This is a genomic window from Planococcus kocurii (genome assembly GCF_001465835.2).
Classification (GTDB): domain Bacteria; phylum Bacillota; class Bacilli; order Bacillales_A; family Planococcaceae; genus Planococcus; species Planococcus kocurii.
In genome coordinates this window covers 1,878,922-1,903,650 of sequence record NZ_CP013661.2, presented here as the reverse complement: position 1 = coordinate 1,903,650, position 24,729 = coordinate 1,878,922, and the positions used below count along the sequence as shown (strand labels likewise).

General features: G+C 37.1%; 22 protein-coding genes and 1 riboswitch. Of the genes, 7 read left to right on the top strand and 15 right to left on the bottom strand.

The genetic code is table 11. The features are described from left to right. Positions 1–125 precede the first annotated feature (125 nt). The 5 genes from AUO94_RS09345 to AUO94_RS09325 form a co-directional block, all read right to left on the bottom strand. Entirely contained in the window at positions 126–797 is a 672-nt protein-coding gene (locus tag AUO94_RS09345) for a DUF1129 family protein (protein WP_058383955.1), read from the bottom strand. Beyond that, positions 794–1,126 carry a PadR family transcriptional regulator gene (locus tag AUO94_RS09340; RefSeq protein WP_058383954.1) on the bottom strand — a complete coding sequence of 111 codons (333 nt, stop codon included), beginning with the start codon at positions 1,124–1,126 and terminating at the stop codon, positions 794–796. Before AUO94_RS09340 ends, AUO94_RS09345 begins: the two co-directional genes overlap by 4 nt. Positions 1,127–1,696: 570 nt before the next feature. Further along, entirely contained in the window at positions 1,697–2,269 is a 573-nt protein-coding gene (locus tag AUO94_RS09335) for a uridine kinase family protein (RefSeq protein WP_058386813.1), read from the bottom strand. 72 nt (positions 2,270–2,341) lie between these two features. Beyond that, positions 2,342–2,773 carry a nucleoside 2-deoxyribosyltransferase gene (locus tag AUO94_RS09330; RefSeq protein ID WP_058383953.1) on the bottom strand — a complete coding sequence of 144 codons (432 nt, stop codon included), beginning with the start codon at positions 2,771–2,773 and terminating at the stop codon, positions 2,342–2,344. Between the two features lie 311 nt (positions 2,774–3,084). After that, positions 3,085–3,951: a helix-turn-helix domain-containing protein gene (locus AUO94_RS09325; protein WP_058383952.1), complete on the bottom strand. Its 867-nt coding sequence runs from the start codon at positions 3,949–3,951 to the stop codon at positions 3,085–3,087. A 538-nt stretch (positions 3,952–4,489) separates the two neighbouring features. Between AUO94_RS09325 and AUO94_RS17805 the strand changes: the two genes are divergently transcribed. The 3 genes from AUO94_RS17805 (at position 4,490) to AUO94_RS09315 (ending at position 6,454) form a co-directional block, all read left to right on the top strand. Then, positions 4,490–4,612, top strand: a complete 123-nt coding sequence (locus AUO94_RS17805) for a DUF5412 family protein (protein ID WP_169793191.1) — start codon at positions 4,490–4,492, stop codon at positions 4,610–4,612. A 21-nt stretch (positions 4,613–4,633) separates the two neighbouring features. After that, the gene (locus AUO94_RS09320) at positions 4,634–5,494 is read left to right on the top strand and encodes a polymorphic toxin type 44 domain-containing protein (protein WP_058383951.1); all 861 of its coding nucleotides are present in this window, start codon (positions 4,634–4,636) and stop codon (positions 5,492–5,494) included. 507 nt (positions 5,495–6,001) lie between these two features. Further along, on the top strand, positions 6,002–6,454 hold the full coding sequence (locus tag AUO94_RS09315; protein ID WP_058383950.1) for a DUF5412 family protein: 453 nt from the start codon (positions 6,002–6,004) through the stop codon (positions 6,452–6,454). Between the two features lie 370 nt (positions 6,455–6,824). On the opposite strand, the gene AUO94_RS17505 is transcribed toward AUO94_RS09315, so the two are convergent. The 3 genes from AUO94_RS17505 to AUO94_RS09300 all read right to left on the bottom strand — a co-directional run bounded on the left by AUO94_RS17505 (position 6,825) and on the right by AUO94_RS09300 (position 9,749). Further along, positions 6,825–7,118 carry a hypothetical protein gene (locus AUO94_RS17505; protein WP_058383949.1) on the bottom strand — a complete coding sequence of 98 codons (294 nt, stop codon included), beginning with the start codon at positions 7,116–7,118 and terminating at the stop codon, positions 6,825–6,827. A 440-nt stretch (positions 7,119–7,558) separates the two neighbouring features. Then, a complete protein-coding gene (locus tag AUO94_RS09305) occupies positions 7,559–8,302 on the bottom strand; it encodes an amidohydrolase family protein (RefSeq protein WP_058383948.1) in 744 nt (247 codons plus the stop codon). Positions 8,303–9,398: 1,096 nt separating this feature from the next. Next, positions 9,399–9,749, bottom strand: a complete 351-nt coding sequence (locus AUO94_RS09300) for a hypothetical protein (RefSeq protein ID WP_058383947.1) — start codon at positions 9,747–9,749, stop codon at positions 9,399–9,401. Between the two features lie 1,111 nt (positions 9,750–10,860). On the opposite strand from AUO94_RS09300, the gene AUO94_RS17755 reads away from it, so the two are divergent. Both AUO94_RS17755 and AUO94_RS17750 read left to right on the top strand, forming a co-directional pair. Further along, complete coding sequence (locus AUO94_RS17755; RefSeq protein ID WP_335339243.1) at positions 10,861–12,633, top strand: hypothetical protein; 1,773 nt, start codon at positions 10,861–10,863, stop codon at positions 12,631–12,633. Then, positions 12,597–14,048 (top strand): hypothetical protein, encoded by a 1,452-nt coding sequence (locus tag AUO94_RS17750; protein WP_335339242.1) that lies wholly within the window; start codon positions 12,597–12,599, stop codon positions 14,046–14,048. Before AUO94_RS17755 ends, AUO94_RS17750 begins: the two co-directional genes overlap by 37 nt. A gap of 107 nt (positions 14,049–14,155) precedes the next feature. Here the strand turns inward: AUO94_RS17750 and AUO94_RS09290 are convergent, their stop codons facing one another. Next, a complete protein-coding gene (locus AUO94_RS09290) occupies positions 14,156–15,025 on the bottom strand; it encodes a hypothetical protein (protein ID WP_058383946.1) in 870 nt (289 codons plus the stop codon). A 47-nt stretch (positions 15,026–15,072) separates the two neighbouring features. Continuing rightward, positions 15,073–15,160, bottom strand: a riboswitch (cyclic di-GMP riboswitch). Between the two features lie 130 nt (positions 15,161–15,290). On the opposite strand from AUO94_RS09290, the gene mgtE reads away from it, so the two are divergent. Together mgtE and AUO94_RS09280 are read left to right on the top strand one after the other, a co-directional pair. Beyond that, positions 15,291–16,649, top strand: a complete 1,359-nt coding sequence (mgtE, locus tag AUO94_RS09285) for a magnesium transporter (RefSeq protein WP_058383945.1) — start codon at positions 15,291–15,293, stop codon at positions 16,647–16,649. A 135-nt stretch (positions 16,650–16,784) separates the two neighbouring features. Beyond that, the gene (locus tag AUO94_RS09280) at positions 16,785–17,198 is read left to right on the top strand and encodes a DUF4395 domain-containing protein (protein ID WP_058383944.1); all 414 of its coding nucleotides are present in this window, start codon (positions 16,785–16,787) and stop codon (positions 17,196–17,198) included. Positions 17,199–17,247: 49 nt separating this feature from the next. Here the strand turns inward: AUO94_RS09280 and AUO94_RS09275 are convergent, their stop codons facing one another. From AUO94_RS09275 to AUO94_RS09250, 6 genes are all read right to left on the bottom strand, one after another. Continuing rightward, positions 17,248–18,525, bottom strand: a complete 1,278-nt coding sequence (locus AUO94_RS09275; RefSeq protein WP_058383943.1) for a glutamate-5-semialdehyde dehydrogenase — start codon at positions 18,523–18,525, stop codon at positions 17,248–17,250. A gap of 28 nt (positions 18,526–18,553) precedes the next feature. Next, a complete protein-coding gene (gene proB, locus AUO94_RS09270; RefSeq protein WP_058383942.1) occupies positions 18,554–19,324 on the bottom strand; it encodes a glutamate 5-kinase in 771 nt (256 codons plus the stop codon). Positions 19,325–19,869: 545 nt separating this feature from the next. Further along, positions 19,870–21,267, bottom strand: a complete 1,398-nt coding sequence (locus tag AUO94_RS09265) for an alkaline phosphatase (protein WP_058383941.1) — start codon at positions 21,265–21,267, stop codon at positions 19,870–19,872. Between the two features lie 174 nt (positions 21,268–21,441). Further along, positions 21,442–22,647, bottom strand: a complete 1,206-nt coding sequence (locus AUO94_RS09260; RefSeq protein ID WP_058383940.1) for a multidrug effflux MFS transporter — start codon at positions 22,645–22,647, stop codon at positions 21,442–21,444. Positions 22,648–22,858: 211 nt separating this feature from the next. Next, entirely contained in the window at positions 22,859–23,932 is a 1,074-nt protein-coding gene (locus AUO94_RS09255) for a branched-chain amino acid aminotransferase (RefSeq protein ID WP_058383939.1), read from the bottom strand. 143 nt (positions 23,933–24,075) lie between these two features. Continuing rightward, complete coding sequence (locus AUO94_RS09250) at positions 24,076–24,690, bottom strand: NUDIX hydrolase (RefSeq protein WP_058383938.1); 615 nt, start codon at positions 24,688–24,690, stop codon at positions 24,076–24,078. Positions 24,691–24,729 lie beyond the last annotated feature (39 nt).

Genomic DNA, 24,729 nt, shown 5'->3' with positions numbered 1-24,729 from the left:
AAGAGATGCTCTATTTTATCTAAGAGCTACACAGACGCGGAATAATGAAATGAAATTAACTCACTTACTTCCTTTAAGAAAGCCCTCAATAGTAACATCTCTATTGAAATCAGACATATTTATTCTTATTTCAAACGATCCATCACTTTATCTCCCGCCAGCAAAACGAAACCAAACAACACATACATCCACCATTGCAAACTGATTTCCGGACCAAATTCTGGAACAAGCCAAACCAGCAGTAGTATAACTGCAAATAGAGTGGCACCGAACAAACCGGCTTTCAAATATTCGATGATTCGACTCCTCTTCGGACGGAACAAAGAAGAACGGATTAATTTAAAGATAAACGATACTGCTATTAATGAAAGAATCGCAACGGTTACAAGTATTGTCAGAATATTACCTAAAGAGAGCGTCGTATCCACTTCAAGGAAAAATGACAATGCGATATAGATAATCCCTAATGTAATACTGAAAAAACCTGCTATGCCTAACATTTGGGACAGGACGAAGACAGCCACATTGCGCTTTTTCTCCTTGGGCAAAGCGTCTATCAGTTCATCCGCGTATGCCTGTGGTCTGTCGCCAAACAAATCCTTGCCTGTTTTGCCTTCATCCTGCGATTCAAGCAGATGATCCAGTAAATCCATCAATACTTCTTCCCCTGACTGCTCATCAACCCGCAGATCCGTGCGGATGTAAAAAAGAAATTCTTCATAAAACGCCAGGTTTTCTTCACTCAGCAATTCACGCTTTTCGTTATTGTCTTTGATTAATACTTTCACTGACCTCATAAGTCCTCGCTCCTTTTTAATAATTTACTAACAGGTGCGGCAATTTCTTCCCATTCACTGGATATTTTCCTCAATTCCTCTTTTCCACTGTCTGTCAAAAAATAATATTTCCGGTTTGGCCCGGATGCTGAAGGTCTCGTTTCTCCGTAAATAAATCCATTCTTCTGCAGCCGCAATAAAACCGGATAAATGGTTCCATCGCTGATGTCCGGCAATCCAATATTCTGGAGCTTTTGCGATAGTTCATAGCCGTAAACCGCATCTTTCTCTACTACGGCCATAACGCAGGCTTCGAGTACCCCTTTCAATAATTGGCTTCTAAGCGTCAAAGCATTCACCTCTTTCAGTACTCGGTATACCAAGATAGCTAATCAAAAATTTAACTACATTGTTTTACCAAGTAGTTGTTTAAAGTATAAAATTATCTGAATTTATTGTCAAGACTAAAGTTGCATTTGATGTTTTTCCTTCTCATTTACTAACTGCAAATTAATAGATGCTTTCAAGTATGTCAATAAAAGCGAATTCGCCTGCTTGAAGCCTAAGCACACCAAATAAATTTTTATAAGTTATTGGTGTGTTCATAAAACTTCTGCTTTCTACAATTTCTGTATGATAAAGAAATCCCAATCATTCGCTTATACAGAGTTTCTCATAGAATCCAATTTATTTTCTTCAACGAATAGAATGAAAAACTTAAAAATAACCGTTCGTAAAAGTACACTTACATGAACGAAAAAAGAAGATGCTTAGGACCAGCATCTTCTACAGTTTGCTTTTATAGACTTCCGATAAGCTGCGATATGTAAACCAATAATCAATAAAGTTCTCGCTAGCCCACGATCTGAATCATGCTGTTTATGCTTCAATTAGCTATTCATAATTACAAATTAAAAAGTTCATTTCGTTCCGTTAACTACGAGGTCTGCTTTACTAATAGGGTTATGTTCTTTTACATACAGGTCTTCTGAGATCATCCAGTTATTTTCCCACGTATCGCGCGCATCCTCTCCGTCTCTTTCAAGTCCTCGTGAAAGCCTCACATCTCGTGGACAATCAACCCATATTGTATAATCATATTTATCCACTAATTCATTACGAAGGGAATAAACGCCTTCTATTACAACAATTCCTCCAATGGGCACTTTATGCCATTCCGTTAAATCGTCCTTCTCCCAATCATATCTCTGGTAACACCCTTCTTTGTTTCGACTAATGGGTTCAATAACTTCTTTCAGCATACGTACCCAATCAAAATCAGCGCCAATAGCTTTCTCTTTGGGATGACTGTTTATTAGTTGTGACGACGGCAAATAAAAATCATCCATATGAACAATTGTTACGTCCGAACATTCCTTCTTCAAGTGGTTTGCTAACGTACTTTTGCCTGAACCTCCACAACCATCTATTCCAATCAGTAAAGTCTTCTGTTTTTTTGGTATCGAGCTAAATGACCCTACCAATTGTTCCAAATTACCAAAGTCGCCTTTTTTATTTTTGAAGTTCACTTTATCACCACTTTTCATTTTCTATATTAGTTCTTCCTAGATATCTCCAATTCTGCTTATAACATTGTCTGAAGCAGCAATTTTATTCACTAGTTCCTCAAGGGTCCCATAACATTTTTCTACTTCCGGTAAATGATAAAATGTGCTTGTCGTTTCAACATTTTTAATTGCACCATCTTGTGAGTATAGAAAAACCTTCTTTTTCTGTCCCAATGCAATTCCTAACTCAACATGAGTACCTTTTCCCCCTGGCAGTAAAACAACAACAAAATCCGATTCCATTACAGCTTCTTTTTCACTTTGCCCTATCTCTATTAGATCCTCCAATGTGATTGTCTGTTCTTCTTTTGCTTTTTCGTTTCTAGTCCAATCGTAAGTGTGAAGATATCCTTTATCTATTAATTGATTAGTAACGTAATTAACTGCTTCAATATTTCTAAAACTTGATGCCACATAAAACTTCTCCATATTTCTCAACTCCTCTTCAGCTATAAACTATTTTCTTTTTACTTTAACATATATATCCAATAGCAAAAGACTTCTCAATATAAGAAGTAGAGATTCGAAGAGCATTTATCTAAATATCAAACCGTTCGTAAAAGTACACCTAAATGAACGAAAAAAGAAGATGCTTAGGACCAGCATCTTCTCCAGTTTGCTTTTATAGACTTCCGATAAGCCACGATATGTAAACTGCATACCTAATTAGGATTCTCTTCTAGTTCATTTATACAAGATATTTTAGGCTCTCAATTGCACCTTTCTATAACAAAACACTGTCATTCAAATTTTACTACTGAAGTATAATAGTTATATTCTTTCCGTATACGCTCCCAATATTCTGCATCTTCATAAAGCAGCGTTAAATTTTTTGCTTTTTCTAAAAAAATGATTGAATCTTCTTTTCCAAGGTGAAAGCTACATATTGCTTTTCTTGAAAAGTATAAGGCTAATATAGTGTAGTTCATTTTTTTTTTGTATTTTTCAAGTGAACCCTCAATAATTTCAAGAGCTTTTACATAATTTCCTTCCTTTATTAATAGTAGTGATAAATTTATTGCAAATGAAGTTTTAAGAAGTTCTGCTTCTCGAAAATCTTTATACTTATTAAGCCTGGTTAATACACTTTGAGTAAATTCAGTAGCTACATTAACTGGAAATAAAAATAATATAGTATTAATCATACGAATATCATTCAAATACCATTGTTCATATTTTGATATACGGTTCCAAATTGGCTGGATTATCCTTTTTGTAAGTTCGATGTCTCTCGTTAAATGTAGCTGCAAAAATGCATTGCAGACAATCTGAATTTCTTCAATATCTAAATCTTGTTTCTTTTTTAAAAATTTTGCTATTGCTATACTCATTTCTTCTAATTTTTCAATATTATTATAATTTAAGGTGAAGAACTGTTTGATAATCAGTTGCTTCGCTTCATAATTATAACTATTTCGAATAAAAATTACCTCTTCAAAATCAATGTTCAAGTTATTTAGAATCTTAATGTAGACATCTGTCTCTAAATTATTTAATCCTGCTTCAAATTTAGAATAGCTACCTTGAGAAATAATATTTTTAGAGACACTTATTTGGGTAAAGCCTCTATTTCTTCGAATACGTTTTAAAACCTCTCCTAAATACATGGCAATCTCCTCTAAAATATTCTATCTAGAATATTTCGTTATCGATAGTAAATTATCCTTTACGATATAGAAAAAAGGGGGGATGAAAATGGAAATTTTTCAAATACTTATAGATATTTGGATTATAGTAGGAGGTTAAACTTCACCTTAATTAAATGGTATAATTGCTTGCAAATTCGAAGGTGTGAATGTGAGTAATGAACTGTTTAATTTATAAACAATATTATTTCTATTTATTTTATTAGTATCTGTAATACTTTTTATGATTCTTTTAATTCGAATCGTTAAAAACCTTTTTTAAAAAGGATGAATTTTCCAACAAAAAAATAGGCGCAATTCTTATAGGTATACTTTTAGTTTCTATATACCTGCTTAACTGGCAGTTTAATTTGAGATTTTTACCTGAGGGCTATCTTATTCAGGAAATATCATCACTCGATGAAGAGTATGAAGCAAGAATATATTACTATTCCGGATTTATCGATTACAAAAATGTTAGAGTTTCAATATTTGATAAAGATAGCGAAGATTAAGAACTATATATTACAACTTCGTAGATGGACCATTAAACGTTGAATGGATTAATGAAGAAACAATATCAATTAATAACATGGAACTGAATATTCGTGAAGATAGTTATGATTTTCGGAAGGAAAAATAAAACATTACTTTGGAGGAACTTATGAAGAAATATCATCTGATACCAACTTTATTTATTGCGTTTCTATTAAGCTTTTCTATTTCTCACTCTGTAGATGCATCTGAAAAAACTAATAATATTCAAGAATTGCATGATTTGATTATTGAACAAAATTTAGTAAGGTTAAATGAAAAGGGTCAGCTTGAGATAAACGAAAAGGCCAATGCAGAATATCTAAAAGTAAGTATGAGTCTATTTAATGATTATACTGCTGATTTGAAAAAAATGAACACACTTGTTGAAGATGATCTATTAACATTTGATGAAAATTTCCAACCAGTGATTTACAGCCCAGAAGAAATATCTCAAATAGTATATGAGAAATCTTTAAGTAATCCTTCCGAAAGAATCATCATTGATAATCAACCTGTTACCATATTTGCAGATCCAAGTGCACCACCTTCAAGGAATATAAAAAACCTAGTTATTGCTAATAGAAATAACCTTGAATCGTTTCTTAGTTCCCAAAAATCCCTTGTTAAGTGGGGTGGAGGAAATCCATACACAGCAACAATAGGATATTTTGTAGGAAAAGTAAAACCAAAAGGTTCTTGGGATTATAAAACTGTTTCCGGCTATGCGCCATGGTATAAGAAATTTTTAGGGACTTTTTTTGATGGAACTAAAGTCATTGATTCCGCTTATATTGGCAATTACAATTACGGTTATACAGGGGAATTGTTGTTTAGTAAAAAGGATCTGCTTGCAGCTGGAGACGGAGTCTCGATTATTACTTCTTTTATGACTAATATTCAAAAAGGAGAGTTCAAGGCTTCGCTTGATAGTGAAGGAGATAAAGCTCCTGTTAGAAGAGGTTTTGACAATGCTGTAAAATATGACTAGTTTTTAAGTTACGCCGATTGTAAAATTAAGCTAATGAGTACAGTATGGAAAAACAAATTTCCTTTGAAATATAGAATGTGAAATTATGTATCTTCGTGAGAAATATACGTAACCGTCCAATAGTGAACACATTCTAATAGAAAATTTATCATGAGATACTCTTTCCAGAATTGAATTTCTGGGAGGAGTTTTTTTGTAAGAAAAAAGAAAAAGCACTGTATTGTGAATTGAACTCCAAATGGTAGACACTTTGAAAAAAAGCGCCCCATTTATTGATGGCCCAATTCATTTATAAGTTTGCAAAGGTTTGTTAGGTTTATTTAACTTCCGATAAAGTTTCCTCTTGCCTTCTATACTATTGCTTGTTGCAACTTTGCTTCAAAAGCAAGCGTCTAGTTTAATAAGAAATCTTTTAAAATGAGTATGAGGGATAATAAAACAAAAATGGTAAGTCAGGTGAAGAAGAGAGTAAGAAACACAATTAAAACTTGAAGGATGTGAAGGAATATGGTGAAAATCCTCAAAGTAACTTTAGTTCTGGCTTTACTATTTTGCCTATATTTAATCTACACACATTTTACATATGAGTTTTACTATACGAACGGTGAAAAAGATGGAGATATAGTCACTTCACCAAATGAGGCATATTCTGCTCAAGTTTATTACCAAAATTATGGTGGAGCAGCAGGTGGAGTCAATGCGTTTGTTAATGTTGTATTTCATTTAGAGGGCGATTTAGAACGAACAGTTTATTTTAGTGATGCGAAAGGGCGCGTCCAGTTAAATTGGCTTGACGATGATTTACTTTCTATCACCAATTTTGATGAATACGGGGATAGAAGTATTGAATTGGTTGTAGAGAAAGAAATTTATGATGAAGATGGCGGGGCATGTGATACATACAAAATTAAACAAAACTATGTATGTTTCAGTAGGGATCACGTTAAAAACGGTTCATAAACACGGCATTTAAAATAACTGTTGCTTTAGTTTAAGGAGCTATTGAAAATAAATAATAGAAGAAAAATCTCGATTTAAACTGAATTGAGATTTTTTAATTTCTATTACTACAATTGTCAGCACGATATGCCGCGTCCGATAACTTCATGATATCTAAATTTAAATTCAATACTGAATTTATTCGAATAACGAGCTGCAAAGGAGTATTCCTTACCACAATCTAAGCATCTGCGATCTTTGTTATCTTCGCCGTAGATCCTAAGTTCCTTTTGTTGTCCACAAACCTGGCAACTTTCGAAATATATTTACGGTAAAATACCTGCTGTTGCTAATGGAACCTACTCATTATCATATAGTTTTTTGTCATCCCCTAATCAATCAGGATTAAATTTCCATCTTGATTCAATCCATAGTTCCCACTGTCAAGAAGATCGAAGCCATCATATTTTTTATCTATTTCTTCGATCACCTCTCTCAGTTCATTTGTCAAACAGTTATCGGTTTCAAGTTCAAGATTATAAGTTTCATCCCTCTTTAGAGGTAACGGCTCATAAAATGGCTGAATTGACAGCTTTTCGTCTGTATGTAATACAGGTACTAAAAATTGTGTCTTTCCTTTTCGGTTCAATTCTTTGTATATTTCTTTTTCTTTTATGCTTTGCAAATGTCCTATTTTATGTAAATGCTTTTTAACGACTAAATTTTTGTATTAGTAAACTTTTCTCGTAGACCCTATTCCAATGCAGTTTTGACTGTTCATTATTTCTGATGCATTATTTATCACTTCTTCTATTTGATTCATCTGACTCTATTTCCTCCCTGTCCTATTCAATGCTTTATTTTATGAATTATTATATTTTGATTTTATTAATTTTAACATAATTTCCCTTTATGTAATTCTACTAGCAAAAACAAGATTTATTATAACCGTTCGTAAAAGTACACTTCCATGAACGAAAAAAGAAGATGCTTAGGACCAGCACCTTCTCCAGTTTGCTTTTATAGACTTCCGATAAGCTGCGATATGTAAACTTATAATTTAAAAATTTCTAGTATAGATAATCGTTAGCTTCATAATATTTCATTAATTCTTAATTTAATTTTTCATTTTAAGTACCACTTGAGTGCATTTCTATAGAGTACGTTTTCAGCTTGGTCTTGTTCAAGTGCCTGATGAATTAAGGAGACATCGGAATGCTGGAATGGCACTTTTGCTCTTGTAGAAGGTAAATCTGTTCCGAACATCAGGGCGTCAGGGTTTATAGAATAAATAGTTCGAATGGCTTCTGCTGCATCAAAATCGATTCTTCCAAAGCCAGTGGCTTTTACTTTGATTCCTTTTTCAACTAATGATAAAAGAGTTGAAAATCCCTCTTTGGATAATCCAAGATAATCAACGGAAACAGCCGGAAGCTTCGCTACTTTCTCTTCAATTTCGGTTAGATCCCGGGAATTAATGTAAAGTTCCGTATGCCAGTTAACCAGTTCGTGAACTCTTCTCGAAAAGTAATCCAACCGTGAAAGGTCCTCTGAACCACCCCGATTCACATTAAATCGCAATGCCCGAACCCCAAGTTTATTTAATTCGATGATTCTATCGTCTGAAGTATCATGAGTGAGTTGAGTAACTCCAACGAAGTTGTCTCCTAATGTTTTTAAAGCGTCTATCAGGTAAGATTGATCAAACGCTTGAAACGAACCGGAAACTACAGCACCACCAACTACATCAAAGTGCTCGACGCTTTTTAAGTAATCATTTCTAGTAAAAGCCTCTGGCATAAAACCTTGATTTTCTATCAAAGGAAATCTTGAATCTATAATATGTAAGTGCGCATCAAAAAACTTCATTTCCATATTCCTCCTTTTCTTCTAACCCAAGCATATAACTTAATGTACTATAAGTAAAATTGATTAAATTAATGAATATACATAATTTTTACTTATATATTTTTGTTTTGAAATTTATTCAAAATTACTGTTGTAGCATTTTAAAACTGCATTGAATTTAACCGTTAGTAAAAGTACACTTAAACGAACAAAAAGAAGGAAGGAAGCTTAACCTAACACTTCTCCCCTTCCTATAATTCTCGATATGTAAACCTACACCTTTTGAGATTCAAGTTTGAAAACCTTACAAAACAGCATTCTGAATGTATCATTTTTTCTAATGAAATTAGTTCGGAATGATTTTCTGGGGAAGCCAGTAGAATCAAGAAAATGAATGTAACTTACTTACACTTAAGTTACATTCAGTTTGAGTAGAAAAATCCATATGAAGTTCTTTTTTAGAAAAAACGAAACCTTACTGGAAATAAATAGGTATAACAAAGTGCATTATTATTTCTTTAGCGTATGTATGAAAGGTGGAGAAACCAATTGTTCATTTATTTTCTAGTAACGTTCGTTGTCGTCTTTTTAGCTATTTTAATCATTAATTTTATCGTGAATAAACTTTTAAGAATAACGAACAAGACTCATTGGGTAATGTCCATCGTTGCAAGTTTCGTGTTCACATTAATTTTCATAGCAATACTTGGCTTATAAACATTCAAATTCATCAAAACATCTTCTCTAAATTTCTCTTTTTTAAGAAATGAAACTTTACTGGGAATTAATTGGTATAGTAACTCTACGGATGATTTAAAAATAAAGAGTACCGAAAAGGAGGATCTGATGGGAAAATATGTAAGTACCATAACGATACTTTCAATCCTTTTATTGCTATTAGTTGCTACTAATCAAATTACTTTAGAAGTATTTTTTCTAATATTTTCTCCCTTAAGCATCGGAATGTTAGTTATAGGAATTGTAGAGTTGAAAAATACGGTCCAGAGTAAATGATTAAAGCACTCAATCTGCCATTTTCATTAAGAACGAATGTAACTTAATTCACATTAAGTTACATTCAAATCAAAGAATTTATAAAACTAAAGTTGAACTGAAATTACTTTGCAGCATCGTTTTTGTTGTATAAATGGTTATAGCTAATGACCAGAAAAATGAAAATAAATACCAGTAGCATAAAACTTCTAGCATTGAATCCATCAGTCGCTGAAGTTTCATCAAGTATAATGCATACCGCTATAGCTAATATGCTAATGACACCAAAGAGAATAAATAATGGCTTGCGTGTTGAGAAATACTCTTGCTTTACTTCAATTACTAAATAAACAATTGTGAAGATAAGTGAAGCAATACGAGTTAGAAATAAAACTTCATACTGAAGAAAAAACGTTGCAACTAAAAAGCCGATCAATGCCAAAATCACGATTATAGTACTGATATTTTTTTTCATCCTAAACTCCTCATATTCATTCTTGTCTAAACAATATTTTTTAATACTTTAACTAAGTGTGAATGTAGCTTAAGTGCACTTAAGCTACATTCACATTCCAGTCTTTTCAGCAAAAAATCTAATTAAATTTTTTCGGGAGTTTCACAAAATCCTCCAGATCAGTTTGTAGCTCATTGATTTTTTGATTATGACTCATGCTCAACTCGATACTCTACTTAAAAGTCAGTGGTAAAACGAAAAATTAGTAACTACACGTTTAGGAGTTTGAAAACCTTTCAAGTTATTGTTTTCCCTCAAGTTGCTTTATTCTTTTTTCTAGCTTTTCAACTTTGGAAGTATTAAGTACTGCTATAGCTAAGATTATCATCATTAAAGAGAATAAAAATATCGTCTCCATCAGTTCTCCTCCTTGCATATCATTATTTTAACTAGATATAAATTGATAAAAATGAATAATTTGTTAATTGAATTATAACAATATTTCTTAAGTATAAATACCTGAAACTAAAATCAATGCAGTACAAATAAAACCGTTCGTAAAAGTACACTTTTACGAACGCTTTAAAAAGAACTAAAAATGACCGGAAAAAGCGTTCGCAAATGTAGTAAATCAATTTACGAACGTTCGGGAATTGCAGACGCTTTTACGAACGCTTTTTAGTTAGAATAAGAGGAAAGAATCGTTTACTGAGATGAATTATGCACCATCGCAAATTTGATTGCATACGCGTCAAATTGGAAGCACTGATCGGAATATTTATTTAGATAAGCAGCATAGTAAAAATTTCGAGAGTTCCAACTACCAATTACTCAAACACGTTATTCGAAAAGTCGACATAGTAGTGATAGATATGCGATTACTCGGTACGACTCCATATAAAGATAGTGTGTAGAACCTTTATTGCAGACTCTTTCGTCAGCGTCTTTCTACGTCCGAATGGCTAGATCATTCGCCTTCTTACGTCATTGATACATTCTCAAGCAGTGTCCCAATTTTCTTGTGATAAAATTTGGCTCTTTAAAAAATCAGGTAATTTCTTTCTATTTATAGTGACTTTTAAGCTATAATGACTTGTGAGTTATATTTTGTAAATAGAGAAGAGTGGTATGTATGAAAAAGACATTTCTATACTTATTCGGAGTCATTATTTTGTTGGCACTCCCTATTATCATATGGTTTTTTAAAGATGAAAAAACAGTCACTATTGCAATCATTGATAAAACGGTTCCTACTGAAAGCTACCGGGAGCATAAAGGCCTGACTTGGCTATTAAATCATCAACGTTACGTAAGTGAATCTGGAGAAGCTTATCTGGCCGACACAGATTATTATGGCTTCGTCCCTAATGAAAAAGAAGAAAGCTACACTACTCGTGATTTACCCGGAGACTTGTCTGGAACTGACCTGATCTATCTTGCAGATTCCTACGGAGTTTACGAAGAAAATTTACCATGGCAAACGACCGAGAAAAAGCCTGGCAGTTCATCCATGATTACCGGCGGACTGAGTATGGCTGAGTGGAACACGATTAAGCAACAAGTTCAAGCTGAAGGCACTGATTTGGTAATGGAGTTTAATACATTTGCTTCTCCAACGCCTAAAGAAGTCGCAACAGACATAAACAAATTTCTTGGCTTGGAGTGGAGTGGCTGGAGTGGTCGTTACTTTGTCGATCTTGACTCTTCTGACAGTGAAATCCCTCAATGGATTATTGATAACTACGAGAAAAATGAGGCCAAGTGGCATTTTAAAGGTGCTGGATTTATATTGGTTAATGACGATACCGGCGAAATTGTAGTTCTTTCTGAAGAAGCAGGTGAAATCGGTTCTGACGGTCTTCATCTTACCTTTACTGAACAAGGCACCGCTCAATTCAACTTAACGGATAGCCCTTCTTTTGGTTATTGGTTTGATATTAATGAAGCCACTGAAGGAACGGATGTCTTAGCAGATTATCAGTGGGACCTGCAAGCTACAGGTAGTGAAAAGCTAGAAAAAGCAGGAATTCCACAGAGCTTTCCAGCTGTATTCCACCAGTCTAAATACGGTGCAGATCTATACTATTTTGCAGGTGATTTTGTCGATATTGACGATGTTCCAAACTTTTACCGTTATTCTGGTTTTGCAAAAATGCGCTCATTCCTTTCCATGGAATCGTTAGATGCTGAAAAGAGTTTTTATTGGAAGACCTATGTACCAATGATGGAAGCTATTTTAGCAAATGCAGAAGACAAAGAATCACAAGTTACAGCAGTTAAAGAAGTTGCTAAGGAAGAAGGTATTTCTTATCCTTCCCGTGTAAACGGACAGACATTCGAAGTGTATGAAGATGGCGAATGGCAGCCATTTACGATTAAAGGCGTTAATATGGGCATGGCTAAGCCCGGAACGTTTCCTGGAGAAGCCGCAATCTCGCGTGATGAATACGACCGCTGGTTTAAAGCAATCGGTGAGATGAATGCCAATGCGATTCGTGTGTATACGCTTCACCCGCCTGCTTTCTATGAAGCATTTGCTGCTTATAATGCAAGTGCTAAACAGCCACTTTACCTGTACCACGGCGTCTGGATTGATGAAGAGCCACTAGTTGAAACACTCGACGCCTTTACTCCTGAGATTACTGAGCGTTTCCAAAATGAGGTTCAGAAAATAGTAGACGTTATTCACGGTGATGCTGTTGTCGAACAAGAACCTGGCCATGCATATGGTACCTACAAAACTGACATCTCCTCTTACGTTATTGGTTGGATGATTGGTATCCGTTTACGGTTCAACAAATGGAACTTGATTATCCTGAGCTTGGTGATTTTCAAGGTACGCATGTATACACAGAAGAGGCCAACCCGATGGAAAATTGGTTGGCACAGCAGCTGGACTTGTTAGCATCGTACGAACTAGATACCTACCAAAGTATGCGTCCTTTGAGTTTTACTAACTGGGTAACGACAGATAATGTGGACCAACCAGCAGAGCCAAGTGAACAAGAAGATATGGCAACTGTCGATCCAAATCACATTAAAACCAAAGGCATCACGGATACAGTTGGCATGTTCGCTTCTTATCATGTTTACCCGTACTATCCAGATTTCTTGAATTTAGAAGAACGATACACTGAATACGTAGACCACCGCGGGGAATTCAATAACTACGCCGGCTACTTGAAGGATTTGAACGATTCTCACGATATGCCAATTGTCATCGCCGAGTTCGGTATTCCTTCTTCTCGCGGCATGACTCATGAAAATCCGTTCGGTTGGAACCAAGGGTTTATCTCTGAACAACAGCAAGGCGAAATCGTCAGCCATATGTATGAGGATATCCTTGAAGAAGGACTGATGGGCGGTATGGTTTTCACATGGCAAGATGAGTGGTTTAAGCGTACGTGGAATACGATGGAGTATGACAATCCAAACGAACGGCCATTTTGGTCCAATGCTCAAACAAATGAGCAGCAATTCGGATTGTTGAGCTTTGATCGTCATAAAGTGAAAGTCGATGGTGAAGATGATTGGCAAGATGGGCAAAAGCTATACAAAAAAGACAACGGTGCCCTCAGAACCTTGACCATGGATTCAGATGAGCGCTACGTTTACATCAAAGCCCAATTCGATCCTACCGATAAAACCTGGTGGACTGAACAGGATTTCAATTTGTACTTTAGTATTCGTGAAGACCAAGGCATTGCAGTTGATGCGTTGGGAAAAACAGAATTTCTCGCAGATTTTCAGTTGAAGATGAACGATTTAAAACAAGCACAAATGCAAGTTGCAGGCGATTACGACAGCTTCTATTATGATTATCACAACCGTTTAAAGATGATTCCTGCAGAAGAAAATATTGAATCGACTTTCCATCCGATTCGACTCGCATTGAACAAAGAATTTGTGCGTCCCGATACTGGAGAAACACTGCCATTTTCTTCTTATGAAACCGGTGTTTTCCGATTTGGTATTGCCAATCCGGAGCATGAAAACTATGATTCTTTGAACGATTATTACTACGATGAAAAAACAGGCATCATGGAAATCCGAATTCCTTGGATGTTGCTGAATGCTAAAGATCCCGCAAAACGAGAATTTACAGGGGATCTTCAACAAGACGGCATTGAGGCTTCGAGAACAATTGAAGGAATAGATGTCGCTGCTAGTTTAACGGATGATAATGGTAAAGCAACTGAAACCTTTACTACAACTCAAGCAGCCCAGTATTCATGGGACACATGGGGACTGCCACAATCCAAAGAACGCTTGAAGCAATCGTATTACATTCTTCAAGAAACTTTTGGCAACACTCAGTGATATAAACCGGACATGTTAGTAGCGTGTCCGGTTTATGGTTTTATAGATGAGTAAATCATAAAAAAAAACAGCGAGGTTGGCCGGCATGGCTCAACCTTGCTGTTTTTTTAGGGTGTCATCGTTTTCCAGCTATCTACGTGGTGAATCGCGACGCCGCCAAAACCAGTTATCCCTGCATAGTGTGCAGTTACTGCAGCTAATTCACCTTCCATGAAAGTTTCGCCCTCTTCATAGAAAGAAATGTTGTCGCCTTCATCAGTCTCACCAGTTTCAACTCCGACTACTACTGATTTGCCGTATTTTTCTGCATAGGCCACTTCGTTCTTTACAAGTTCTGTAATCAAAGCAGCAGAATCTCTATAAGCCATCAAGGTCACACTATGTGTGTTGGCAATCACCCACTCAGCAAGTATCCCTTTGCCATAAATATTTTTATAAGTGATTTCATCAAACCAAAAAGGCAAATCTGCTTCAAGGGGTAAGTTCATTGCAGCTGTACTAGCACTAGCTTTACTCAAAAGGGCTTGATAGGATTTTACAGTGGCCGCTCGGTTCGTATTCCAACCGCTATAAAGGTAAGGCTCTACATTCAAATGAACACCTGCAAATTTTTGAGCTTGCAAAGCACCTTGTTGATAAGACGATAACCAGTTCATCAACCGATCTTGCTTGGTAAAGCCCTTTGGTGCTACCCAGTCACTAGCACCGTCCAATGCGTAAATCGTCATTCCTAATAGTCCCGCTTTTTCAATAAACCTTTTATAGACATCCACTGGAATATCCGCGTCAATCTGCACGTAGACTTTATTGACATCCTTACTGTCTAAAAAAGCAAGGGTTCCCGCTTCATCGCTATAAATCATCCACGGATTCCATAACCAGGTAGCTTTGACTTCCGTCTCAGCTGCTTGTGCACTCACTCCATTTTGTGTCAGCATAATTAACAAACACACACCTGCCATTATTATTTTTTTCATCTTCTGATATCCTCCCATTCCGTAAGCCGGAGCTCAAAGAACGAGACCCTGGCAACCAGACGACCTTGCGTTTTTCAACGGGTAGGCTCATGGCTTTGCGTCCTCCTCTTTCGATAGAGTTTGCCTTTTTCAGATTTTCATTATTATATGTTAATTTATGAGATTTTACTACCTTTTTTAAATAGCTCTTTCAAATTATGAAGTTTAAGGCAATAATCAACAGTAGGATTTGTCTACATCTTTTATTACTAAGGAGTGACCTACAATGTCTACAGCAATACGTGAAGACGAAATTACATTGGCATTAATTCAGTCTTTACAAGAAGGCAATAGTAATGAATTTCAGGCAATATTGAGTGAACTCCAACCTTACGATATGGGTGTTCATTATCGACATTTGCCAGAAAAACATCGAAACAAATTTTTGTTGTATTTAACGATTTTTCAACTCACAGATTTAATGCAAGAGCTGCCTAAAACAGAGCAAGCCGAAATTCTGCAAAAATTGGGTGTAGAAAAATCAAAAAAAGTGTTGGATCGTATGGATAACGATGATTTGGCTTTATTCTTAGATGATTTAGAGCCTGATCGCATTAACGAATTGTTATCTCAAATTAACCAAGACGATTCTAAATTTGTTCAAAGAACGATCAATTATCCGCCAGAAACTGCAGGACGTCTTATGAATAACCGTTACGTATGGATTCCACGGCATTATACAATTCGAGATGCTATTGATAAAATCAAGCATTTTGCAGAAATAGCGGAGTATCTCAATTACCTTTACGTAGTAGACGAAGATAAAAAACTACGCGGCGTGATTTCCTATAAGGATTTAATTCTTGGAAATCTTGAGGATAAAGTAGAAGACATTATGTACAACCGCGTCGTCAAAGCTGATGTATTGATGGACCAAGAAGATGTGGCACACATCATTAGCCGCTATGACTTTGTGACATTGCCCATTGTGGAACATGATAATACACTCGCAGGGGTTGTAACGGTTGATGACGTCATTGATGTCGTGATGCAAGAAGCCAATGAAGACATTGAAAAACTTTCGGCATCTGGTAAATCGATTGATTTTAATACTCCGGCTTGGACGGCAGCTTATCGTCGCCTTCCTTGGCTAATCCTCCTGCTGTTCATTGGTCTATTTTCAGGCAGCATCATTAGCCGTTTTGAAGATACGTTGCAAGCAGTTGTCGCATTAACCTTTTTTATGCCGTTGATTGCTGGGATGACTGGAAATACCGGCACACAATCCCTATCTGTTGTTGTTCGTGGACTAGCTTCGCAAAAGCTAGATTTCAAGCAAACCGTTAAACTGATCATCCGAGAATTATGGGTCGGCATCATTATTGGCGTGATTTGTTCTGTTCTTATTTTATTGATTGCTTATGTATGGCAAGGTAGCTTTATTTTAGGAATTGTCGTGGGTGGCTCTCTATTAATGACTTTAATTATTGGTACTTTAGCCGGAACTATTATCCCACTGATTCTGTACCGATTCAATATTGATCCAGCCGTTGCTTCCGGTCCACTGATTACTACCATCAACGATATTCTATCTCTGCTCATTTATTTTGGAATGGCCACACTGTTCATTTCACAATTGATGTAAGAAAAGTCCTGAGTAAAACTTTCACTAAAAATAATTACTGACTCAACGTATGGTGATTCGCACTTTTTCAGGCAAATAACTTTATACCAAGTAAGACACTAGGTATAATAGGTTGTAATCGAAGGAGGTGCGCTTATGACCATTCCAAAACCCCTTGTTCAAACCAATCAGACGTTTGTTGTCGTTACTGTCGTAGCGGCGTTGTTGTTCCATCCAGCCATTTTACTGTTGCCGTTTGTTGTTGGAGCTTATACATTAGTGACAAAGAAAAATCCAGTGATTCAATTGGGCCATCTCTTTTTGAAAAAGCCGGCGGCAAGTTATCAGCAAGAAGATAAAGATCAGCAATTGTTTAACCAGTGGATTGCGACAATTTCCTTAGGACTGTCCTTGATTTTCTTTTCTTTTGGCATACCATCGTTGGGCTTTGTCTTCAGTATTATGGTCATTATCGCAGCAGGTGTTGCGTTGATGGGCTATTGTATCGGCTGTACGATTCGCTTCCGGTACATGATGTGGAAGCATAATCGAACAAAAGTGCAGGTATAAAAAAGACAGGGAGCAACTTGCTCTCTGTCTTTTTTCGATGATAGAACCTTTACTTTACTTGGCCATTGCCACGCACGATGTACTTAGTCGATGTTAAAGCAGGCAAGCCCATTGGTCCACGTGCATGAAGTTTTTGCGTACTAATACCAATTTCGGCACCAAAACCAAATTCAAACCCATCTGTAAATCGAGTGGATGCGTTGTGATAAACAGCGGAAGCATCGATTTCCATAAAAAATTGATCGACGTTTTCCGAGTTTTTCGAAATGATTGCTTCGGAATGCTTTGTACCATACGTATTGATATGCTGAATCGCTTCACTGACACCAGCTACAATTTTCATCGCTACCTCTAATCCCAAGTACTCCGTTCCCCAATCCTCTTCCTTTGCAGGGATAACATCAGGAGAGCGTTTTTGTACGGATTCGTCCCCATGAATAGTTACTTGTTGAGCCAGTAGCGCACTTAGCAACAGTGGCAAATGCTTGTCCGCCCAATCTTTATGAACCAAAATACTTTCACAGGCATTACAAACAGAAGGTCGCTGTATTTTAGCATTTAATGCGATATCAATCGCCATTTGAACAGTTGCTGTCTCATCAATATAAATATGGCAATTCCCTGCTCCCGTTTCTAATACTGGAACTGTAGCGTTTTGAACGACCCTCTGAATCAATTTAGCGCCTCCACGAGGAATGAGCACATCTAAATATTTGTTGAGTTTGAACATATGAGAAGCTGCTTCTCTACTTGTATCTTCCATCAATTGTACCGAATCAATAGGCAATTCACTGTTCTCAAGAGCTCTGTGAATCACCGCCACGATGGCTTTGTTGGAGTGTATTGCTGTAGAACTACCTCGCAGTACCACTGCATTGCCGGTTTTTAAGCACAAACTAGAAGCATCAACAGTAACATTCGGACGTGCTTCGTAGATCATTCCCACAACGCCTAAAGGCACACGAATTTTAGACATGGTTAAACCGTTTGGCCGTTCCCACTTTTCTAATACTTCACCAACAGGATCTGCTAGTTTTGTCAATTGAATCAAGGCATCAGCCATTTCCGTTAAGCGGTCTCCATCTAATTTCAAACGGTCTAGTAACGACTCACTCATGCTATTTTGACGTCCTACTTCAATATCTTTGCTGTTTTCCTCCAAAATAAAGGCTTGTTCTTTTAGTAATTGCGCTGAAATAGAACGCAATGCATTATTTTTTTGCTTTGTTGTCGATTTTGCTAATATTGCTGAAGCTTGTTTTGCTAGTTGCGCTTTTTGTATCAGTTCACTTGTAGACGTTTGCTGTTCTTGGAGAAGTTCAGTCATTCTGATGCCCCTTTCGATTTTCCATGCTTCAAACACTCATTGTCGTTTTTACGCCAATATAAGTTCCATCGCCTTTGCCTTTGAAAATATCAACTAATTTTTCACTGCCCGTTCCCGAACCGATAAATACTTGAACTCCGAAAGCTAACGCCGTTCGAGCTGCTTCAACTTTTGATTTCATACCGCCTGTACCCACAGTGGAGCTATCTGAGGAAGTGGCATCTATTAATTCATCGGGGATTTCGTGAAGGTGAAGGTATTTTTGCGCTTGCGGATTTGTTCTCGGGTTGTCCTGGTAAATGCCGTTAATATCTGTCAAAATCATTAAAATATCTGCATGCACAAGACCACTGACCAATGCTGATAACATATCATTGTCACCAAAAGTCAGCTCTTCTGCGGAAACCGAATCATTCTCATTGATGATAGGTAAGACGTTGCGTTCTAATAACTTGGAAATTGTCGCATTGGCGTTTTTATAAAGATCTTTCGTCAGCAGTAACTGTGCAGCCACAATACGGTGTTTCTTGCATTCGTCTGCATATGCCTGCGATAATAGGCTCTGCCCCACTGCTGCTGCTGATTGTTTGTCGACCACTGTGTCCGGTCGCGATAAATAGCCCATGCCCATACATCCCGCAGCGACTGCTCCAGACGATATCAATATGACTTCATGTCCATGTGTTCTTAAGCTGGCCAGCGCATCCACATGCTCGCGTAACTTCTCAATCGACAGTTTGCCTTCATCGTCCGTTAATGAGCTGCTGCCGATCTTCACTACAATCCTTTTCTTCTCCACGTACAGTCACCACCCGTTTTTGATAAATAAAAAAGTTCTTCCATTTTATCTAAAAGCGGAAGAACCTTAACTCCATGACTCTTTCGACAAGTTTATGTGAATCTCTTTAATAGAGTTATTATGCACTTTCTTGTATTTTAAGTCAATAAAATAAAAAGAATATTTAAATTTTATTTTATTTAACAGTATTCACTTAATATTCTTTATGTATATTTATGCATAAAATAAATGACTCTATAAACTTTTTAGATTAAGGGAAATTTAATTACGTCAAGACAATTAAAAAAGCATGGAATACTAACTCCATGCTTCAGACTGTAGACAACGTCTTATCAAACTAAATAGTGATGTTTAATCTCCAACTGGGCTGGCCACTTCGCTTGGTGCGGAGAATCCTAGGTGCATACAAAAAAATGAATAAGTATTCTTTTGTCTACAAGCTGAAACAGACTCATTGAGATGAGTCTGTTTACATGGATCACTTAAGCTATCGCTTGTGGCAATCTTTTGGTCGCTTTTATGGGCAACAATTCTTCCATTCGATTTTACTTGTCATCAATTGTGACTTTTGCTTTTAGTAAATCAAAAATGATTTTAGCGTGATCTGTATTATCGAGCTGCCCTGCAAACTTTCGACTTGCCGGACCGTATGCATAAACGGGTACATCTTCTCCCGTGTGACCACTAGTTGTCCAGCCCGTGTGTGAGCGTTTATCAAAAATCTTTTCAATAGAATCATCGATAACTGTAACGTCATTACTCTTTTCCACTTTTTTTACCATGTCCACTTCTTCAGCAGTTAGATCCAGATCAATGTACTCGTGTAAGGTTTCTTCAACACTAGCACCGTCAACAATTTGCTGCGCCATGAAGTCTGGCGTACGCTTTGCCGCTTTAATCGGTTCCATAAGCCAATTGTAAACACCATCTGCACCTATCGAAAAACCGCCTGTCGAATGGTCCGCAGTTGCTACGACTAACGTATTCCCATCTTTTTTAGCAAATTCTATTGCTGCCTGAAATGCTTTGTCGTAGTCTTCCATTTCGCTCATTGCGGCTACGATATCATTATCATGTCCTGACCAGTCGACTTGGCTACCTTCTACCATGAGGAAGAATCCATCTTTATCCTCTGACAAACGATCAATTGCGGATGTCGTCATTTCTTCTAATGAAGGAATGTTCTCATCACGGTCGACCATTTTAGGAAGACCTGCGGGTGCAAACAATCCAAGCACCTGCTCGCCATCGTCACTGAGTAATTCGTCTCGGTCAGTGACATAGCTGTAGCCGTCTTTTTGAAACTCTTTCGTAAGGTTACGGTCTGTTCGATCGAATAACTCGGTTCCTCCTCCTAGCAGAATATCCACTTTGTGCTCACCATCAATTAATTCGTCGTAATAGTCATCGGCAATCGCGGTCATATTTTTTCGTGCAAGATCGTGAGCTCCGAATGATGCCGGAGTTGCATGTGTAATTTCAGAAGTTGCAACCAATCCTGTGGCTTTGCCTTTTTTCTTTGCAGCTTCGAGTACTGTTGTCACATTACTTTCGTCGTTGTCGACAGCAATCGCATTATTATAAGTTTTGATACCCGCAGCCATAGCTGTTGCAGCCGACGCAGAGTCAGTAACATTTTCTGTAGGATCATCGGGATAAGTCGATTGCTGGCCGACTAAATATGAATCAAAAGAGATTTCTTCAACTTTTTTAGTAGAAACATCATCTTGTAAGTAGCGATATACTGACGTATATGAAGTACCTACTCCATCACCAATCAAGAAAATAATGTTTTGTACGTTGTCCTTTTTATCCTCTTTGCTTTGGTTGCTACTCGAAGAATTGGCTTTAGTCGATAAAGTAAAGGTCGTGATTCCAGTAATGGCCAATACTGATACTAAAGCAATTGGCAGTACTTTTGTTTTCAACTTTTTACGTATCATTTTTTCTCCTCCAGTCAATTCTAGCTATAAGTTCAGTATAAGGATCGTTTATTAAGTTATGGTTGAGGAATTGTTTAGCTTTTGTAAAATAATAAATAAAGCATTTTAGGCAACACAAAAGGGGCTGCACTCAAAAGTCATTTGTTCATGACCTTTGGAGACAGCCCCTTCTACTTAATTAGCAGTAGATGAAGGTGTATTTTTTGCTAATAGTAAATACGCAAGTAGGGCGATTGTGCACATCGAAAAAATAACAAGTCCCATCGGAACAGCCGTATTTTCTCCGGCAATCCCTACTAACGGTGCAGTCGCAGCCCCTAGGATAAAAGGCAATAGCCCAAGTAACGCAGAAGCACTTCCTGCTACGTGACCTTGACTTTCCATAGCAAGAGTAAAAGAGGCTGTCCCCACTACACCAATCGACATGATGAAAAAGAAAATTGGAATCACCACTGCCCACAGAGGTCCTTGTATGAACACGACAGCTAATAACACTGCACCAGCAAGCGTTGCGGTATAGAGAGCCGTTTCTAAAAGTTTCTTTTCAGACCATCTATAAGAAAATCGGCCAACAGCGTAGCTACCCATAATCAGCCCAATGCCATTCATCCCAAAGAGCACACTAAACATTTGAGGGGAAGTCCCGTAGATGTTTTGATAGATAAAAGGAGTACCCGATACATAAGCAAAAACACCGCCGATTAAAAAGCCTTGTGCTAACGCATACCCTGTAAATTGGCGATTTCTTAAAATTCCTGCAAAGTTACCGAATGTTGATTTTAGATTACTTGGTACTCGTTTTTCAGACGGTAAACTTTCTGTTAAACGAAAAGCCGAAAGAAGTAACAGAACAATTCCTAGTGTCGTTAACAGCATGAAAATCCCTTTCCAATCTGCAAACAATAAGACGCCGCTACCAATAGAAGGCGCAATTAACGGAACTAAATTACCAATAACCATTAATAACGCAAATAACCGTGTCAGTTCTGGTCCACTACTGACATCCCGCACAATTGCCCGGGAAATAACAAGTCCACCAGAAGCTGCTAAGCCTTGTATAAAGCGTAGGAAAACAAATAGATAAATGTTCGGAGCAAATATACAAGCGATTGATGCGACAATATAAGCCACTAAGGAAATTAATAACGGTTTTCGCCTTCCGTGCATATCGCTAAGTGCGCCAGCAATCAATTGGCCGATTGCTAGTCCTAACAAGCATGCTGTTAAGCTTAATTGAACAGAACTAGCATTTGTTTCATAAACGTCCGCTAAAATTGGGAACGCTGGTAAATACATATCAATGGTAAATGGCACTAAAGTAGTCAACGCACCCATCAGTAAAATAAATTGGTTGCGTTTTAGACCAGTTGAACTTCCCACTCGTTTTACACCTTCTTTTCTTCTATTACTTATCTATGCTAAGCAAGCTTTAGTCAGCTGCACGCAGTGACATTTTCTGTTTTGTGATAAAAACTCAGTTTGTCTCTGTAAGTTTTATGAATGACATAACTAAAAAACCCATAGCTATTAGTTTATCACAATGGATAAGCTAACAGCTATGGGTTGAAATAGAGCGATTAAAAAGATTTTTTCATTTTACTTCTACTGTCCAACCAAGTGTATCTTCAATTTTTCCTGTTTGGATTCCCGTAATCGTATCGTATAGCTTCTGTGACAACTCACCAATTTCATGGTTATTAACGATCATTTTTTTACCTTTGTAGTTTAGTTCTCCTACCGGTGAGATAACTGCAGCTGTACCTGTACCAAAGACTTCTTCTACGTGGCCCGCTTCATAAGCTTCATACAACTCATCAATAGAAACGCGTTTTTCTGTTACAGCGATTCCCCATGTGCCGAGCAATTCAATAATGGACATGCGCGTAATGCCTTTTAAGATACTACCATTTAACTCAGGTGTTACGACTTCCCCATTTATTTTGAAGAAGATGTTCATGCTGCCAACTTCTTCAATGTATTTTTTCTCAACACCATCGAGCCACAAGACATCCGCGTTGCCTTCTTTTTTAGCATCTGCTTGTGCTTGGTAGCCTGACGAATAGTTTCCTGCTGTTTTGGCCATCCCCGTTCCGCCTTTGACAGCGCGAGTAAATTTCTCTTCTACATGAATGACTACTGGCTGAAGACCGCCTGAGAAATAAGAGCCTACCGGCGACAAAATGACCATATATTTATAGGTTTGAGAAGGTCCGACTGCCAAATTTGCATCTGTTGAAATAATATAAGGGCGGATATAAAGAGAAGTTCCAGGCGTTTTGGGTACCCACTCTTTTTCCAGTTTGACTAATTGCATTAAATGCTCGAGCGCTAGTTGCTCATCGATTGCTGGAATGCTTAGACGTTCGCTAGAAAGATTGAGACGTTCAAAGTTTTTCTCAGGACGGAATAATAGAATGCGGCCGTCTTCTGTATGATAAGCCTTCATGCCTTCAAAAACTGTTTGACCGTAATGGAAGATCATCGCTGCCGGATCTAAGCTAATGGGTCCATAGGGTACAATTTTAGGATCATACCAGCCTTTTTCTGTTTGGTATTCGAGCATATACATATGATCTGTAAAGGTAGTCCCGAATGGCACTTGGTCTTTCACCGGCTTTTCTTTTTTGCTGGTATTGTTAATAACTTCAAGTTGCTGTGTTGTCATTGTCAGGACTCCTTCTATCAAAATAATTATAATTATCAGTTATATGAATAATTATACACGTTCATTCTCTTCTTTAATAGCTTCTCTATGCATTATTCTAAAATCATGATAAAAGACCTGTTTTTTCAAAAAAAAAAGACCATTCAGCGAATGATCTCAATAAAGTGTGCCAGAATCTTGGCAGTTAATCCCCAAATGACTTTGTCACCATAAATGTAAAAATACTCATCTACCTGGCGTGTTCGCCAATTGTAGTTTTCGCCTCCAGCAATCAAATCAAAAGGAAAACTTTCTTCTGGTTGGATATCAAAATTGACACGATAGATTTTCGGTTCCTTTTCCAAGAAAAAAGATAGTGGCACCGTAAAAATGCTGTCAACTTCCGGTGGATTAGGAGTGAATGCCGTTTCTGGATTAATCACACCAGCGAATGTGTAGACGATCATGCCAAAAGGCGAAACGATATAGTCCAACGGATAGATATCTGAGATTTCTGCTCGTTCTATTCCCAATTCTTCAATTGTTTCACGGACTGCCGTGTCTTCTTCTGTCTGATCCTGAAAATCAATTTTCCCACCTGGAAAACAAATTTCTCCGGGCTGATTTCTAAGATCGTAAGAACGAACTTCAAAGAGGACATGGATTTCTCCATCTTTTTCGATAAGAGGTAAAAGAATTGCGTATTTCGAAAATTCCTTATTTCCTAAAACTTCAGGAGTGCGGTTTTTTACTTTTTTCAGCATACTTTGTGGATCCATATCAACACCTCATCTCTTCTTTCCATTTTATCAAATTCA

What these genes read in the sequence shown, in the direction of transcription:
- AUO94_RS09345 (WP_058383955.1), bottom strand. Translation starts at nt 797, where the DNA reads ATGAGGTCAGTGAAAGTATTAATCAAAGACAATAACGAAAAGCGTGAA.
- AUO94_RS09330 (WP_058383953.1), bottom strand. Translation starts at nt 2,773, where the DNA reads ATGGAGAAGTTTTATGTGGCATCAAGTTTTAGAAATATTGAAGCAGTT.
- AUO94_RS09325 (WP_058383952.1), bottom strand. Translation starts at nt 3,951, where the DNA reads ATGTATTTAGGAGAGGTTTTAAAACGTATTCGAAGAAATAGAGGCTTT.
- AUO94_RS09320 (WP_058383951.1), top strand. Translation starts at nt 4,634, where the DNA reads ATGAAGAAATATCATCTGATACCAACTTTATTTATTGCGTTTCTATTA.
- AUO94_RS09315 (WP_058383950.1), top strand. Translation starts at nt 6,002, where the DNA reads ATGGTGAAAATCCTCAAAGTAACTTTAGTTCTGGCTTTACTATTTTGC.
- AUO94_RS09305 (WP_058383948.1), bottom strand. Translation starts at nt 8,302, where the DNA reads ATGAAGTTTTTTGATGCGCACTTACATATTATAGATTCAAGATTTCCT.
- AUO94_RS09300 (WP_058383947.1), bottom strand. Translation starts at nt 9,749, where the DNA reads ATGAAAAAAAATATCAGTACTATAATCGTGATTTTGGCATTGATCGGC.
- AUO94_RS17755 (WP_335339243.1), top strand. Translation starts at nt 10,861, where the DNA reads ATGAAAAAGACATTTCTATACTTATTCGGAGTCATTATTTTGTTGGCA.
- AUO94_RS17750 (WP_335339242.1), top strand. Translation starts at nt 12,597, where the DNA reads ATGGAAAATTGGTTGGCACAGCAGCTGGACTTGTTAGCATCGTACGAA.
- AUO94_RS09290 (WP_058383946.1), bottom strand. Translation starts at nt 15,025, where the DNA reads ATGAAAAAAATAATAATGGCAGGTGTGTGTTTGTTAATTATGCTGACA.
- mgtE (WP_058383945.1), top strand. Translation starts at nt 15,291, where the DNA reads ATGTCTACAGCAATACGTGAAGACGAAATTACATTGGCATTAATTCAG.
- AUO94_RS09280 (WP_058383944.1), top strand. Translation starts at nt 16,785, where the DNA reads ATGACCATTCCAAAACCCCTTGTTCAAACCAATCAGACGTTTGTTGTC.
- AUO94_RS09275 (WP_058383943.1), bottom strand. Translation starts at nt 18,525, where the DNA reads ATGACTGAACTTCTCCAAGAACAGCAAACGTCTACAAGTGAACTGATA.
- AUO94_RS09265 (WP_058383941.1), bottom strand. Translation starts at nt 21,267, where the DNA reads ATGATACGTAAAAAGTTGAAAACAAAAGTACTGCCAATTGCTTTAGTA.
- AUO94_RS09255 (WP_058383939.1), bottom strand. Translation starts at nt 23,932, where the DNA reads ATGACAACACAGCAACTTGAAGTTATTAACAATACCAGCAAAAAAGAA.
- AUO94_RS09250 (WP_058383938.1), bottom strand. Translation starts at nt 24,690, where the DNA reads ATGGATCCACAAAGTATGCTGAAAAAAGTAAAAAACCGCACTCCTGAA.